Origin of the sequence: Pseudomonas sp. MYb193, from assembly GCF_002966775.1 — a bacterium.
Classification (GTDB): domain Bacteria; phylum Pseudomonadota; class Gammaproteobacteria; order Pseudomonadales; family Pseudomonadaceae; genus Aquipseudomonas; species Aquipseudomonas paracarnis.
This window is the reverse complement of record NZ_CP023269.1, coordinates 304,342-319,626: the sequence shown is the minus strand read 5'-3', so window position 1 is coordinate 319,626 and position 15,285 is coordinate 304,342. Positions and strand designations below refer to the sequence as shown.

At 58.7% G+C, this 15,285-nt stretch carries 15 protein-coding genes; 8 read left to right on the top strand and 7 right to left on the bottom strand.

Features of this window, described 5'->3' with window-relative positions; all coding sequences use genetic code 11:
- Positions 1-6: 6 nt before the first annotated feature.
- Entirely contained in the window at positions 7-1,944 is a 1,938-nt protein-coding gene (locus tag CLM72_RS01385; RefSeq protein ID WP_105225414.1) for an ATP-dependent DNA helicase RecQ, read from the bottom strand.
- A 224-nt stretch (positions 1,945-2,168) separates the two neighbouring features.
- Positions 2,169-3,317, bottom strand: a complete 1,149-nt coding sequence (locus CLM72_RS01380; protein ID WP_105225413.1) for a tetratricopeptide repeat protein — start codon at positions 3,315-3,317, stop codon at positions 2,169-2,171.
- A gap of 202 nt (positions 3,318-3,519) precedes the next feature.
- On the opposite strand from CLM72_RS01380, the gene CLM72_RS01375 reads away from it, so the two are divergent.
- From CLM72_RS01375 to CLM72_RS01360, 4 genes are all read left to right on the top strand, one after another.
- Positions 3,520-3,690 carry a YhfG family protein gene (locus tag CLM72_RS01375; protein WP_105225412.1) on the top strand — a complete coding sequence of 57 codons (171 nt, stop codon included), beginning with the start codon at positions 3,520-3,522 and terminating at the stop codon, positions 3,688-3,690.
- Positions 3,690-4,289 carry a Fic family protein gene (locus CLM72_RS01370; RefSeq protein ID WP_105225411.1) on the top strand — a complete coding sequence of 200 codons (600 nt, stop codon included), beginning with the start codon at positions 3,690-3,692 and terminating at the stop codon, positions 4,287-4,289. The genes CLM72_RS01375 and CLM72_RS01370 overlap by 1 nt, the downstream gene beginning before the upstream one ends.
- Before the next feature lie 726 nt (positions 4,290-5,015).
- Positions 5,016-5,372: a DUF1493 family protein gene (locus CLM72_RS29470; protein WP_105225410.1), complete on the top strand. Its 357-nt coding sequence runs from the start codon at positions 5,016-5,018 to the stop codon at positions 5,370-5,372.
- A gap of 160 nt (positions 5,373-5,532) precedes the next feature.
- Positions 5,533-6,396: an EamA family transporter gene (locus tag CLM72_RS01360; RefSeq protein WP_256595264.1), complete on the top strand. Its 864-nt coding sequence runs from the start codon at positions 5,533-5,535 to the stop codon at positions 6,394-6,396.
- 59 nt (positions 6,397-6,455) lie between these two features.
- Here CLM72_RS01360 and CLM72_RS01355 read toward each other — a convergent pair whose 3' ends face one another.
- Together CLM72_RS01355 and hslO are read right to left on the bottom strand one after the other, a co-directional pair.
- Complete coding sequence (locus CLM72_RS01355) at positions 6,456-7,997, bottom strand: phosphoenolpyruvate carboxykinase (RefSeq protein ID WP_005783824.1); 1,542 nt, start codon at positions 7,995-7,997, stop codon at positions 6,456-6,458.
- Positions 7,998-8,176: 179 nt separating this feature from the next.
- A complete protein-coding gene (gene hslO, locus CLM72_RS01350) occupies positions 8,177-9,079 on the bottom strand; it encodes an Hsp33 family molecular chaperone HslO (RefSeq protein ID WP_054920269.1) in 903 nt (300 codons plus the stop codon).
- A gap of 124 nt (positions 9,080-9,203) precedes the next feature.
- Here hslO and CLM72_RS01345 point away from each other — a divergent pair, with 124 nt between their 5' ends.
- On the top strand, positions 9,204-10,007 hold the full coding sequence (locus CLM72_RS01345) for a phosphatase PAP2 family protein (RefSeq protein ID WP_105225408.1): 804 nt from the start codon (positions 9,204-9,206) through the stop codon (positions 10,005-10,007).
- A 136-nt stretch (positions 10,008-10,143) separates the two neighbouring features.
- Here the strand turns inward: CLM72_RS01345 and CLM72_RS01340 are convergent, their stop codons facing one another.
- On the bottom strand, positions 10,144-10,551 hold the full coding sequence (locus tag CLM72_RS01340; protein ID WP_003236026.1) for an RNA-binding S4 domain-containing protein: 408 nt from the start codon (positions 10,549-10,551) through the stop codon (positions 10,144-10,146).
- A gap of 116 nt (positions 10,552-10,667) precedes the next feature.
- Between CLM72_RS01340 and CLM72_RS01335 the strand changes: the two genes are divergently transcribed.
- The 3 genes from CLM72_RS01335 to rimK are packed head-to-tail and all read left to right on the top strand — an operon-like array spanning position 10,668 to position 12,845.
- Positions 10,668-11,447 carry an EAL domain-containing protein gene (locus CLM72_RS01335; protein ID WP_054896652.1) on the top strand — a complete coding sequence of 260 codons (780 nt, stop codon included), beginning with the start codon at positions 10,668-10,670 and terminating at the stop codon, positions 11,445-11,447.
- Between the two features lie 46 nt (positions 11,448-11,493).
- The gene (locus CLM72_RS01330; protein ID WP_169856571.1) at positions 11,494-11,943 is read left to right on the top strand and encodes an ATP-dependent zinc protease; all 450 of its coding nucleotides are present in this window, start codon (positions 11,494-11,496) and stop codon (positions 11,941-11,943) included.
- Complete coding sequence (gene rimK, locus CLM72_RS01325) at positions 11,940-12,845, top strand: 30S ribosomal protein S6--L-glutamate ligase (RefSeq protein ID WP_003187674.1); 906 nt, start codon at positions 11,940-11,942, stop codon at positions 12,843-12,845. Before CLM72_RS01330 ends, rimK begins: the two co-directional genes overlap by 4 nt.
- A gap of 140 nt (positions 12,846-12,985) precedes the next feature.
- Here the strand turns inward: rimK and CLM72_RS01320 are convergent, their stop codons facing one another.
- Positions 12,986-14,299, bottom strand: coding sequence for an ATP-binding protein (locus tag CLM72_RS01320; RefSeq protein WP_003187671.1), 1,314 nt, complete (start codon positions 14,297-14,299; stop codon positions 12,986-12,988).
- 117 nt (positions 14,300-14,416) lie between these two features.
- Positions 14,417-15,157 (bottom strand): two-component system response regulator OmpR, encoded by a 741-nt coding sequence (ompR, locus tag CLM72_RS01315; protein ID WP_003187669.1) that lies wholly within the window; start codon positions 15,155-15,157, stop codon positions 14,417-14,419.
- Positions 15,158-15,285 lie beyond the last annotated feature (128 nt).

Below are 15,285 nucleotides of genomic sequence, written 5' to 3'. Positions count from 1 at the left end.
GTCTCATCAAAGTTGATCCAATTGAGCATGGGCCCAGTCGCGCACCTCGGCGTAGGGGTAGTCTTCCAGCGCAGCAAAACCGGGAATGCCCCGCGCCTTCAACTTGGTAAACAACGGTACGCTGATACCGCCAAGGAAACGCGTCAAACGCTCCGCATTCGGCAAGTGCCCCGTGTGCTCATGATGCCTGTGGATAAAATCACCGCACAGCCCCATGAAGTTTTTATCCACAAGCGGCGGCAGGCTCGGCGGCGCCGGCAGATGGGCGACCTGGCCGTGGCATACCGAACAATGCCCGCAACGCTGGGGCGCATTATCATCACCAAAGTAGTGCGCCAGACGTTGCCCCAGGCAGTGGTCGGTGGCGAACAGGTCGAGCATGGCGTGAATCCGCGCGACCTCCGTCATTTCATGCTGCTTGAAGCCTGTGTATAACTCGGCGCTTAACGCGTGCGGGTCGAAATGGGTGTCGAGCAAACTGTAGACCTCAGTCATCTGCTTGCTTTCGAGCTCGATCAGGCCCTGCTCCTGAAAATAATCCAGTGCCTTCACCACCCGGCTACGCTCGGCATTGTGCTGTTGATAAAGCGCATCGAAATCGACCGTCGCCCAGGTTTTAGCGCGCTTGCACACCTGGATGATCGCCGCGACAAACTGCTGCCGCTCGCCGGAAAAACGCGCCAGCAAGGCTTCGGGTTCGATCAGGTATTTAAAACGGTATTCCGCATAAAACGCATAGCGCGGCGCGATCACGCCCTTGAGCTCCAACTGCACCAGGAGCGTCTTGAGCGGCAACTCGCGAATATTGCTGTGGTCCGACAGCGACCTGAGCAGGAACTCCCACTGCCCTTCACTACGCGCGGCCTGCAATTCCTCCAGTACGCGAAAAATGCCGTCCTGCTCCGGCGTATCACCGTACACGAAGTTTTCCAGCACATTGAGGCTGTCGCGGTTGGCCAACACCAGGCAATCCGACGGCTGCCCGTCACGCCCTGCGCGGCCGATTTCCTGGCTGTAGTTCTCGATTGACTTGGGCAGGTCGAAGTGCACGACATTGCGGATGTCACTCTTGTCGATGCCCATGCCAAACGCGATAGTTGCGACAATGCAATTGGAACGCCCGCCCATGAAACGCTGCTGGATACCTTCGCGCTTTTCATGGGGCAGCCCCGCGTGATAAGCCTCGGCCTGAATACCGTGGCGGTTCAGATGCTCGGAAATCTGTTCGGCGGTTTTCTGCAAGGTGACGTAGACAATACTCGGCTGGTTGGCCCGCGCTTTCATCCACTCCACCAGCCTGCGGCGTTTGTCGTGGCCGCTGACCGGTTCCACCAGCAGGTTGAGGTTTGGGCGATAGAAGCCCGTGGTCACTACATCTTCGGCAGCAATGGCGAACTTGGCCTGCATGTCGGCGATCACCTTGGGCGTGGCCGTGGCCGTCAGCAGCAGCGCCTGAGGGATGTTGAACTGGCGCTGGTAGTCCGGCAGCTTCAAATAATCCGGGCGAAAGTTGTGGCCCCATTCGGAAATACAGTGCGCCTCGTCCACCACCAGCAACGAGATCTGCACGCTGTTCAGGAAATTACGGAAACGTTCGTTCTTCAAACGCTCCACGGAAATCATCAGAATCTTGAGCTCGCCCGATCGCGCACGGGCCATTACATCATTGGCCTCATCACGGCTCTGGGCCGAGTCGATACTGCCCGCCGAAATGCCATGGCGCTGCAGGAAACCCAACTGGTCCTGCATCAACGCCAGCAACGGCGACACTACCAGCGTCAGGTGCGGCAGCAACACGGCCGACAACTGGTAACACAAGGATTTGCCCGACCCCGTAGGGAAAATGGCGGCGGCAGATCGCCCAGCCAGCACGGCGCTGACCGTCTCTTCCTGGCCCAAGCGAAAGTGTGGGTAACCAAAGACCTGCTGGAGGGTGTCGTGCATAAGGCTGTCACTCCATTGACCGCTGAGTTGGCTCAAAAACATAGCCCGGGAATCTCAGCGAATCGAGAAAGGTCGCAAGGAAAAAAGAGACAGGATGATACACAGGGGGAGGGATGGCTCAGGGCCGAAGTGGGACTTTTCCTAGAAAGTAACAGGACGCCGCAGATAAAAATGTGGGAGCTGGCTAGCCCTCTCCCACATTTCACAACCGTGCTACTGCTGAATCAGCGGTTCTGCACCCGCTCGATCGCCGTGTCATACACCGGGTTGGCCTTTTGCTCCTTGGCCAACTGGTAATGACGCAGCGCATCCGGGAACTGCCCGGCCGCTTCGTAGATGCGTGCAATGTTGTAGTAAGCACCGGCGCGCACAGTCGCGGCATTGGTACCGGTGGCCAGGGCGATAGCCTTGCGGTTGGCCCAGATCGACTCCGCGGTGTTGCCGGCTTTCTGATACGCCAGGCCAAGGTTGCCGTAAGCCTTGCCGAAGCCGTTATCCAGCTCGATGGCTTGACGGAAGAAGTCGATGGCCTGGTCCAGGTTACCGGCCTGGTAGGCCGCTTCGCCCTTGAGGTTCAGCCTCTTCGCATCGGCCTGTACCGATGAGCTCACCGTCACGGCGGTGACGGCAATGCTGTCATCCAGCAACGGCTTGACCTCGTTGAGTACATCTTCGGCGCCGACTCTCACGCCGGTGAAGGTGTTGATGTCCTGGAAGTCGCCACTGCCGGTCATGCGGAACACGGTCCACAGGTTGCCCGTGCGGTTCTGCGGCACATAGTAAGTGCGTACCAGGGATTGCCCCATGTACACGAACACCTTGGCCTCACTGTTGGACAACTCGCTAGAGGTGGGAGAGCCGCTGTTGGAATAGTCGTGCACGGCATAGACGTAGCTTTCGCCGTAATGCTTTTTCTGCAGGGTGATGGTCTCCGGGCCATAGCTATCGGTGTCATCAACGTCCAGTTCGGCGTCGGTGCCCTTTTTATTGTTGAAGAAGATGTTATTGCCGGGGAAGATCATATGGGAGTCGAGGTCGCGCGGAGCCTTGCCCCAGGTCAACACCACACGCAGGCCGTCGAGATTTTCCATCACCGGGCTGATGGCATAGGTCATGCCTTTGCACGGGCACTTCACCACCAGGTTGGAATAGCCAGGCTTCTTGATGATCAGCAGGTTGCTGGCATCGTCAGCCGCTTCACTGGTCAGCGTTACCTGGCCTTGCGCGTTGGTACGGCCCACCACGTTCTGCGCGCCATTACGTTGCAGCAGCACTTCGGCATCGGCGATTTTCTGGTCCTTGACCACCGCGCTCAGCACCTCAATCGGCAACTGCTCGGCCTGGGCAGAAAACGCCACCGCACACAAAGACATCGCCGAGGCGACACGAAGCTAACCCATGCTTAACTCCCTTTAAGTAGTGGGCGGAATCGCCCTACAAGATTTTGCGGTGAAACATACGCTGAAATGAGCTCGCTGGCAGATTTTTTATACAAGTTGTGACGGGCGTTTTATCCCGCCTACCGAGCTACGCATTGCGCTACAATCAAGCCTTGCTTTCCAAGAGGACGCAGCGATGAGCGAACTGACGTTTGAGCAAAAACAGGATCACTATCACAAGATCCGGCGTTCCAATTACTTGGCCAGTCTGCGCCTGGAAGGGTTCGATACCCAACCGACCGACGTCGACAAACCCCTGCCGACACGCGAAGACGTCCTTGCCAAGTACCGCAACACCTCTAGCTGATGCTCGACAAATACGGGGTGGGCCAGGACCCATACTGCTACCCCGGTAGCAGCACTCTGCGCAACCGCCTCGATTTGCTCGATGAAGCACGCCTGCACCAGGCCGAGCGGGAATTATCCGAAATCGCCGTAGGCAACCTTCCACTCTTTCCACCGCCCTACGACCTTGATCGCCTGCAACACATTCACCGCATCCTGTTCGGGGACATTTATGACTGGGCCGGCGAACTGCGCAGCGTCAACATCCAGAAAGGCGACACGCTGTTTTGCACCCCGGAGCGTATTCCACCGGAAGCGGCGAAAATTGTCCGGCATATGCAAGACGCCAATTGGTATGTCGGTGCGACCCAGGCTGACCTTGTGCGCCAAATCGCTGAAGCTTATGGCGACCTGAATGTCATTCATCCCTTCCGCGAGGGGAATGGACGGGCGCAGCGGATCCTGTTTGAACAGATCATCGTGAATGCGGGGTTTTCGGTGAATTGGTGGCTCGTAAAACATGCGGCCTGGATACCCGCGAATATTGATGCGGTGGCGTGCGACTATCGGGGCTTGGAGGCGATTTTTGAGCGGTGTATCGGTAGGCCTCTCAGTGCCTGATCGAACCGCGAACGATTAAACCATCTGTTTATTGCTCGAGAACAACCTCACTTTTAAGGTTCGGCTCGTCGCTGCCAATTCAGCGACCAAACAGCCACCCCGCAGCTAAACCTGTAGGAGCAAGCTCGCTCCTACAAAAAGCCTTAGGGCAAACCCGGCGCCCACATTTGCTCGGTTCGGCCAGCAAAATCGGTATCACGTCATAAATGCAGGAAGGCATTGTAAGAAACCAAAAAACGGCGCGTCGTCCGTTTCCCAAACTGCCTCAAACAGGGTCTCGCCCCTCTACAGAAACGCCCTTTTCCTGGCCGAAACTAGCCCCCTCTCCCAACGTTCTCGGCATAACTTTGTGAACATCGAAAGGATTCAACACTTCAGCCACTATGGCATCACCTTCACGATGATTCGCCTTGGTACTGGCAAACCGGAATTGCCAGCGTGGCTGGCGCGATGAACGAGTACATTCAGTGGATCAATCTGCTGCTCTTCTTAATACTGGCCGCTGTAATTGATAGAACAATAAGGTTGCCCCTACTCAGAAAATGGCTCGGGCTCTGCCTATTGATAACCGGTCCAATCCTTCTTTTGTATGCCACGTCTTGGATCATAGGGGCACAGCTTGAAAGTCTGCCGATAGTCGCCTTTGTGACAGGCATCGGGTTGCTGAGCACCCCGAATATCTATTGCAGGGTAAACAACACTCACCCTTTGATGATTGGTCCCACCATGAACCTGTCTCCCAACTTCCCCGAAGGTCCCGTCATGCAGCAGCTCCTGCAATTGCTGCATGAAGAAATCGGCTTGCCAAAACACAAGACCATCGACCTGCACACCTCACTGAACTTCGACCTCGGGTGCGATGGCGCTGATGCCAAGCAATTCATGGAGGCGCTTGAACAGGATTTCGGGGTCGACCTGGGCGACTACGACGCTTATCGTTACTTCCAGCCGCCGGTGTTCGACGTGTTCCTGAAGCGTCGCGCCAAGGGCCGTGGTGACAAGATCCCACTGACCATCGGCATGCTCTACCTGGCGATCAAGACCCACCGCTGGGACACGCAGACGCTGGAAAACCTGAGCTGACCGGAGGAACACTGAGCGCAAAATGTGGGGGCGGGCTTGCTCGCGAATACGGCGTGTCAGCCAATATTTGCGCTACTGATACATTGCATTCGCGAGCAAGCCCGCTCCCACACTGGATCTGCGCTAACCTGGCGAGCCGTATACATAACAAGGACCTTACATGGACGTAACAATGGGCCTGCTGGCCGCCCTGCTCTGGGGCGGCACGGACTTTCTGGTGGGCCTCAACGCCCGAGCCGTTGGCGTAAAACGCGCGGTGTATTTCGGCCAAGCCCTCGGTTTTTTGATCATGACCCTCCTGCTGGTCATTTTCCCAGCCTTCCTTTTCAAATCCCTTGATGCACCGTTAAGCGTTTGGCTCCTGGCCGTCGCCGCCGCTCTGCTGACGGTGTCCGGCGCCCTTGCGCTGTCCAAAGCCTTTGCCTTGGGCAAAGCCGCCATCGTCGCGCCATTGGTGACGTCCTATGGGGTCGTGACCACCTTGCTGTCCTGGGCCAGCGGTGAACACATCAGCCTGATACAACTGGGCTGCATCGCCCTGTGCGTGATCGGCGTTGTGCTGTCCAGCATTCACAAGGACAACGGTACGCCTCACAACAACCCGCGCCTGTCCATTGCCTACGCCATGTTCGCCGCAACCCTGTACGGCACCAGTTTCTGGCTGCAAGGTCGCTACACACTGCCAGCGCTGGGGCCAATCACCATGTTGTGGCTGGGTTACCTGGTGGGCTTATGCGTGCTGGTGGTGATGGTGCTGAAGATCAAGGATGGCTTGAAGATCCCGCCGCTGAAAAATTGCGCGACGTTGACCGGTGCGAGCTTGATGAACCTCGGCGGGTTCTCGGCATTTTCGTGGGGCGCAATGGCCGGCTCGGTGTCGGTGGTGACGGTGATCAGTACGCTCTCTGGAGGGATCGCGGCGATCCTGGGGTTTGTATTTTTCAAGGAGCGGTTATCAGCGGTGCAGGTGGCAGGCGTTGTACTGGTGCTGGTCGGTGCAGTGGTACTGCACGTGGCCGACTAATCGTTCGCACATAAAAAAGCCGCCTACTTAAGAGGCGGCTTTTTTACAACCGGCGAATCTTACAACTTAGGACCCGCCGCCTTGATCGCATCGCTGACTTCAAACTTCTTGAAGTTTTCGATGAACAGGCCAGCCAGCGCTTTCGCGGCTTCGTCGTAGGCAGCCTTGTCAGCCCAGGTGTTGCGTGGGTTCAACAGGCCGGTTTCAACACCCGGTACGGCCAATGGCACGTCGAGGTTGATGGTGTCCAGGTGTTCGGTTTGCGCACCGATCAACGCACCGCTCTGGATCGCTGCAATCACGCCGCGAGTGGTCGGGATGTTGAAGCGTTTGCCGACGCCGTAGCCGCCGCCGGTCCAGCCGGTGTTGACCAGGTAGACCTTGGAGCCGAAACCACGGATACGCTTGATCAGAAGCTCTGCGTATTCGCCAGCCGGGCGCGGGAAGAACGGTGCGCCGAAGCAGGTGGAGAAGGTCGACTTGATGCCGCTGCCCGAACCCATTTCGGTCGAGCCCACCAGAGCGGTGTAGCCGGACAGGAAGTGGTAGGCCGCTTGTTCTTCGCTGAGGATCGACACAGGCGGCAGTACGCCGGTCAGGTCACAGGTCAGGAAGATCACCGCGTTTGGCTCGCCGCCCAGGTTCTTCTCGGAACGCTTGGCAACGTGCTCCAGCGGGTAGGCGGCACGGCTGTTCTGGGTCAGGCTGACGTCGGCGTAGTCGGCGTGCTTGGCCTCGTCGATCACGACGTTTTCCAGTACCGCGCCATGCTTGATGGCTTTCCAGATAACCGGCTCGTTCTTCTCGGACAGGTCGATGCACTTGGCATAGCAACCGCCTTCGATGTTGAACACTACGCCTTCGCCCCAGCCGTGCTCGTCGTCACCGATCAGGTAACGGCTTTCGTCGGCGGACAGGGTGGTCTTGCCAGTGCCGGACAAGCCGAAGAACAGGGTCACGTCGCCTGCTTCGCCGATGTTGGCGGCGCAGTGCATCGGCAGCACGTCGGCAGCCGGCAGCAGGAAGTTCTGCACCGAGAACATGGCTTTTTTCATTTCACCGGCGTAACGCATGCCGGCAATCAGTACTTTTTTCTGTGCGAAGTTGAGGATCACGCAACCGTCGGAGTTGGTGCCGTCACGCTCTGGTACGCACTCGAAGTTGGCCACGTTGAGCACTTGCCACTCTTCACGACCGGCCGGGTTGTACTGGGCCGGGTTGATGAACAGGCAACGACCGAACAGGTTCTGCCAGGCAGTCTGGGTGGTCATTTTCACGGCCAGGTAGTGGTCTTCTGCAGCCCCTACGTGAACATGGGAAACGAAATGCTCTTGCGCGTTATTGAACGCCTCGACGCGAGCCCACAGGGCATCGAACTTGTCGGCAGGGAACTTGCGGTTGATCGGGCCCCAGGCAATGGCGTCCTGGGTGGACGGCTCTTCAACGATGAAACGGTCAACCGGCGAACGACCGGTGCGGTGACCGGTTTCTACGACCAGCGCGCCAGTATCGGCAAGCACGCCTTCACCGCGCTGCAGGGCTTCTTTGACCAGATCGTCAACACTCAGATCGGTGTATACGGCGTTATTGGCTTGCGTCATGAGGTTCCCCGTCGGCCTATGGCCGAGTGCTCCAAACGTTTTGTAGTAGAAAGTTGCGCACTACTACCGCGAAAAAAGTGGGCCGGATTATGCCAGAAAAGCCCAAAAAGAGTAGGGCCCTCCCGTCAGAACACCTCTAATCCGGCGTTTGTCAGGTGATTTACCTGTGCTTAAACGTTTTAGTGGCGGGTGTCGGAAGGGGTGTCGCTGCCTGCGCCGGCGAACAACTGCGCTACATCAGCCGCGTCGAACAGGTAGCGCTGGTTGCAGAACTGGCAGTCGATCTCGATATGGCCACCATGTTCCACCACCAGATTTTGCGCATCTTCCAGGCCCAGGCTGACCAGCGCGTTACCGGAACGCTCGCGCGAGCAACTGCAGTGAAAATGCAGGCCCTGTGCGTCGAACAGGCGCACGGCCTCTTCATGGTAGAGGCGGTGCAGGATAGTTTCGTTGTCCAGGCCCAGCAGTTCTTCGGCCTTCAAGGTGTCGGCCAACGCGATGATATGCCGCCAGCTTTCGGCACGATCATCCTCATCCTTGATGCGATCGGCAGGCAGTTGTTGCACCAGCAAACCACGGGCGCGCTTGCCGTCGGCGTTAAGCCAGAACTTGGTGCCCACTTGCTGGGACATAACGAAGTAGTTGGTGAAGCATTCCGACAGGGTCTGGCCGTCGAGGTCGACAATACCCTGGTACCGCTGGCCTTCAGTCGGGTCGACAGTCAGTGCCAGGACGCCGTTGGGCATCAGGTCGGCCAAGGTGGCATCTGCGGCAATCTGGTCAGCCTCGTAACGGGCCAGGCCACGGATCTCGCGCTCGCTCGAGCACTCGATCATCAACATGGGCACTGGCCCTTCGGAACGAGCCTGCAGGATCAGCAAACCGTCGAACTTCATGGTGCCCACCAGCAGCGCCGCGGCGGCCATCAACTCGCCGAGCAATTGCGCGACCGGCTCCGGATAGGCGTGTTTGGCAAGGACTTCGGCATAGCTGAGCTCCAACGAAACCATCTCGCCGCGGGCATCGCTCTCATCGAAGATGAAGCGTTGGGTGAAGTCGGTATCCGGTAGATCAGTCATAGGTCTGGGTATCTGAAGTGATGACAAAATGATTACAAGGTTTATAAAATTAAACGCTTTAGCACCATCTTGGTGCGATTTCTCCTGAATTCAAGGAGCTGAATAGAGCGATGAGGGACAGTTTATGAACAATCCGGGTTTGTTCCAAGCCAACTGGAACCTCCGGCGATGGGCTCTTTGCAATCTACTCGCTATCGGGCTGCTGTGTTTTTGGCTGTGGCCCACGGGCCAGATGCTCTGTGTGATTTTCGACGAGTGGCTGTTTCATCTGCTCAATGGCCCATTGGCCACGAACTCGACCTGGCTGCATGTGTGGGCCGTGGCCAGCCTGCGGCCGTTTGATGCAGTGGTCGGCGTGATCTTGCTGGCGCTGTTGATCCGCGGCGACTGGGTGTTCAAGGCCGTACAGGTGCGCCAGGCGTTTTTTGGCTTCCTCGGCATTCTGCTGCTATTGCTGTTTATCCGCATGCTGTTCTCCAAACTCGCGGCGCACATGGGCTGGCAGCACAGTAGCCCGTCGATGATCATCAGCGGCGCGATTCAAATGAGCGACTTTTTCCCAGGGTTGGAGAAAACCTGGGAATTGAAGGACCGCTCGAGCCAGAGCTTCCCCGGCGACCATGCTTCAGTGCTATTGATCTGGGCAATGTTCATGAGCGTGTTCGCCCGGCGCATCGGCCAGGTGCTGGTGATCTGGGGTCTGGCGCTGCTGTTCATGATGCCGCGGCTGGTAGCCGGCGCGCACTGGGGCCAGGACGATTATATCGGTGGCGTACTGCTGGCGCTGTTGGCGCTGGGGTGGGGGTATTACACGCCGTTTGCGGCGAAGGTGTCGGGCGCTTTGTTGCGGATGACGGCGCCGCTTTTCGGGCTACTGAGCAAGTTGCCGGTTATTGGGCGGTTGAGTGTCATGCGCACAACTCCGTAACCCCCCAGGACTAAAAGTGGGAGCGGGCTTGCTCGCGAATGCGGGGTGACAATCAATGCATCTGTGCCTGACCCACCGTATTCGCGGGCAAGCCCGCTCCCAGATTTGATCGAGTTTGCATGGGCGACTCGTGCAATCAATCGTCATTGCCGCTGCCGCGAAACTTGAACAGATCGCGGCGCTGCTTCTTGCTCGGCTTGCCGTCAGTGGTCAGGCCTGAAGCCCCTGCCTTGCGCATGGCCGCAGCGTTTTCGCGCTTGGCGATGCTGGCTTCGGTCTCGGCATACAGTGCCTGCGCTTCCGGCGCGCCCCGGCGGACGATGGAAAGCGCCTGTACCACGATGGTTTTTTCATCAAACCCTGTACGAATCTGAAACTCGTCGCCGACGCGCGGCTCCTTTCCCGGCTTGCAGCGCTCGCCGCGATGATGCACCTTCCCGCTCTCGATAGCGGCCTTGGCCAGAGCGCGGGTTTTGTAGAAGCGCGCCGCCCACAACCACTTGTCCAACCGGACCTTCTCTTCCTCTTCCTGCTTTTGAGCCACTTGAATTCCTCGCTCTGAAAAATGTCGCAACTTTACCGTTGAAACCCTTCGACGCATAAACCCCAAGGCTCACCTAAGATACGCCAGGTAGCACCCTGTTTTCGCGAGGATACGCCGTGACCGACTTTCCCCTCTCACTCACCTCGCCCAACCAGCGGTGCGTGGGTTGCCAACAAAGCGAGCCTCTGGGGTTCGATTTCGCGTTCGCCTACCAGCCTATCGTAGACCTGCGTGACCATTCGATCTTCGCCAACGAAGCCTTGGTGCGCGGCCCCCAGGGAGAAGGCGCGCTGTCGGTGCTGGCTCAGGTCAACGAAACCAATCGCTACCGCTTCGACCAGCGCTGCCGGACCAAGGCCATCGCCGGTGCCGCAGCCCTGGGCATGCAGACTCACCTTTCCATCAACTTCATGCCCAATGCTGTATATCGTCCGGAACTGTGTATCCGCAGCACCCTGGAGGCCGCCCGGGCGCACAATTTCCCGCTGGACCGGCTGATTTTCGAGACCCTGGAAAGCGAGCACGTAGATAACTATCGCCATTTGACGAATATTCTGCGTGAATACCGCGAATTCGGCTTCAAGACCGCCATCGACGATTTCGGCGCGGGCTATTCGGGGCTGAACCTGCTGGCCGATTTCCAACCTGACTTGATCAAGCTCGACATGGCGCTGATTCGCGATGTCGACCAGGATCGTGTCCGTCAGGTGATCGTCCGGGGGATTGTCACAATCTGTGAGCAGTTGGGGGTTACTGTCATCGCCGAGGGCATCGAAAGTGCCGGCGAGCGCGACTTCCTGTCCGACTGCGGAATATTTCTGATGCAGGGCTTCTGGTTCGCCAAGCCTGCATTCAAAGCGTTGGCTGAGGTATCTCCTCAAGCCTGGGCGAATTGACCGGTTAACCATATTGAAGACATTTGACCATTTGACCGTTGTGGGTCTGCGTGAGTGGGTGGCACTTCCCGACTTGGGAGTGGCGGGCCTGCGGGCGAAGATCGACACCGGTGCCAGCACCTCCAGCCTGCACGCCACCGATATCGAGCCTTTTGAGCGCGACGGTGAAAAGTGGGTGCGTTTTACCGCGCATCTGGGCAGCGTGGTGCAACTACGTCACCGCCGCTGTGAAGCGCCCCTGGTGACGATGAAAACCATCAAGAGCTCCAACGGCCATGCACAGGTGCGCTACGTGATCAGCACTACCCTGGCCCTGGGTGATCGGGTATGGCGGGTGGAGTTCACCCTCGCCTGTCGCAAAGCCATGCGTTACCGCCTGCTGCTGGGCTCCAAGGCGCTGATTGACGGCCAGTTGGTGGTCAATCCGGGCCTCAAGTACGTTCAAGACAAGCCGGTGTTCCCGGTCTCCACTATTTCTGCCCCAGGTGCTGCATGAAGATTGCTGTGCTGTCGCGAAACCCGCGTCTGTATTCCACCCGTCGCCTGGTCGAGGCCGGCACTGAACGTGGCCATGAAATGGTGGTGATCGACACGTTGCGTGCCTACATGAACATTGCCAGCCACAAGCCGCAGATCCACTACCGGGGCAAACCCCTGGAAGGCTTTGATGCGGTAATCCCGCGTATCGGCGCTTCGGTGACTTTCTATGGCTGCGCGGTATTGCGCCAGTTTGAAATGATGGGGGTGTTTCCGCTGAATGAATCCGTGGCCATTGCGCGCTCGCGGGACAAGCTGCGCTCCCTGCAACTGCTGTCGCGCCGGGGCATCGGCCTGCCGGTCACCGGTTTTGCCCACTCTCCGGACGACATTCCCGACCTGATCGAGATGGTCAATGGCGCACCGTTGGTGATCAAAGTGCTGGAAGGCACCCAAGGCATCGGCGTGGTGCTGTGTGAAACAGCAACGGCAGCGGAGTCGGTGATTGAGGCGTTCATGGGCCTCAAGCAGAACATCATGGTGCAGGAGTACATCAAGGAAGCGGGCGGCGCGGACATTCGCTGCTTCGTGGTGGGTGACAAGGTGATTGCGGCCATGAAGCGCCAGGCCAAGCCCGGTGAGTTCCGCTCCAACCTGCACCGTGGCGGCAGCGCCAGCCTGATCAAGATCACCCCGGAAGAACGCATGACCGCGCTGCGGGCGGCCAAGGTGATGGGGCTGAGCGTGGCGGGTGTGGACATCCTGCGCTCCAACCATGGCCCCCTGGTGATGGAAGTAAACTCATCGCCGGGCCTGGAAGGGATCGAAACCACCACCGGTAAGGATGTGGCGGGGATCATCATTCAGCATCTGGAGAAGAATGGCGGGCCGAATATGACTCGGACCAAGGGAAAGGGCTGAATACCCACATCTGCCACACGCCGCGAACCACTGTGGGAGCTGGCTTGCCTGCGATGACACCGGTACATTCAACATCGTTGTTGAATGAACTACCGCTATCGCAGTCAAGCCAACTCCCACATTTGCGTTCAGATTGCTTGTTAGACAGCGTCTCTGGGCAGCATCAACCCCAGCGGCAGCCGCACTCGCGCTTCCAACCCGCCGCCTTCACGGTTGCGCAGCTCGACATTGCCGCCATGCATCGACGCAATCCGCCGCACAATCGCCAACCCCAACCCGGTGCCCTTGCCTCCTCGGGCGCGGTCGCCACGGGTGAAGGGGTTGAAGATACCCTCCAGCTCAGCCGGGTCGATTCCTGTGCCACGGTCCATCACGCTCAGCACCACGTAAGGCGCGGCACTGTCGCCAGAAACGTACGCCGCCACTTCCACATCGGAACCGGCATGGTGCAAGGCGTTGCCAATCAAGTTGTTCAGCAGGCGCTTCATCGACACCCGGCGTAATGCGAACGGCTGGATCGGCTCCAGGCGCGTGCGCACCTGCTCACCATTCTGGTTATAGGGCGCAACCACCTCACGCACGAGGTCGGTGAGGTCGACCTCCTCGACCACTTCATCCCGCCCGTCACGGATGAACGCCAGGAACTGGTCCAGAATCGCGTCCATGTCCTCGATGTCGCGCACCATGTCATCGGTGAGGTCGGTATGGTCCCCCATCAACTCCAGGGACAACCGTAATCGCGTCAGCGGCGTGCGCAAGTCATGGGACACCCCCGCCAGCATCAACTCGCGTTCGCGCCCGGCCTGTTCGACATCTTCTGCCATCTGGTTGAAGGCGCCGTACACCTCGGTCATCTCACTGGGCGTGTCGCTGACCGGCAAGCGCACACTGCGCCCCTGGCCCAGTTGGCGAGCGGCAAACACCAGGCGCTTGAGGGGTTGGTTGAGCTGGCGGACGAAAATCCACGCGGACGCCGTTGAGAGCAAGCCAATCGCCAGGAACCAGCCCAACACGTTCCAGATTTTTTGCCCCCGCAGCGGGTGCGGATAAAGCGGAACCTTGATCCAGGCATCCCCCAGGCTTGGCGCTCGCACCCATAGCGCAGGCGAAACATGCATACGCAGCCGCACCTCGGTGTCGGCGCCCAACTCGGCCTGCATCTGGCGCTGGTAGATCTCGCTGTAAGGCCAATGCTGCTCGCCTTCAGGCACACCCGCGCCGTCAACCCGAGTCAGCGTCGACGCCTTGGCTACTTTTTCGCGGTTCTCAGGGTCTACCGCCCAATAACCACGCAACGTCAGGGCGACACCATGGCTGTACTGCCGGTCCACCAGCACGTCTTCGTTCATCAACAGATAAACCAGCGTGAGCGCCTTGGAAAACAGAACGACAATAAGCACCAGCCAGAGGGTGCGGGAGAAGAAACTTTGTGGGAACCACAGCGGGGTTTTCATAGATGAAAGCTGCACACCTTGCAGGAACGAGCGGCGCTCGCAGAATTGCAGACGCCGGGCACCCCGTCGCCCCTCATGGAGTCAAACGCCAGGATACCCGCCCCTGCAAATCATCGGTCACTTGGTTGCGGTGCCATCCGGCACAAACACATAACCCACACCCCACACCGTCTGGATATACCGCGGCTTGGACGGGTCTGGCTCGATCATCCGGCGCAATCGGGAAATCTGCACGTCGATGGAGCGCTCGAGGGCGTCCCATTCCCGGCCACGGGCCAGGTTCATCAGCTTGTCACGGGTCAGCGGCTGGCGAGCGTTCATCACCAGGGCCTTGAGCACTGCGAATTCACCGGTGGTGAGCATGTGCACTTCTTCACCGCGCTTGAGCTCACGGGTGGCCAGCGACAGCTCGTAGTCGCCAAAGGTGACGCTTTCGTCTTCGCTGCCCGGTGCGCCCGGTACCGCCGGTGCCTGGCGACGCAATACGGCCTTGACCCGCGCCATCAGCTCATCGGGGTTGAAAGGCTTGGCCAGGTAGTCATCTGCGCCCAGCTCCAGGCCCTTGATGCGGCTCAGTTCATCGCCCTTGGCGGTGAGCATGATGATCGGGATCTGGTTGTTCGCACCGCGCAGGCGCTTGCAGGCGGTGAGGCCGTCTTCACCGGGCAACATCAGGTCGAGTACGACCAGGTTGAAAACTTCACGCCCTAACAGACGATCCATCTGTTCGGTGTTCGGCACCGCGCGGGCACGATAGCCCTTGGAGTTGAAAAAACGCTCCAGCAGGCTGCTCAGCCCCGGATCGTCATCAACGATGAGAATTTTTTCGCCTTCAGCAGTTTGTGCGGTGCTGCTCATTGGATGCTCCTCTTATCTCGGCGCGCATTATGGCGTAGCTGCCGTTATACGCACCGTGTGCATTGTTAGCAGATTTTTCATCTACTGCCAGCGAACCCGCGCCCTACAACCGCCGGCGCAGTACCCCT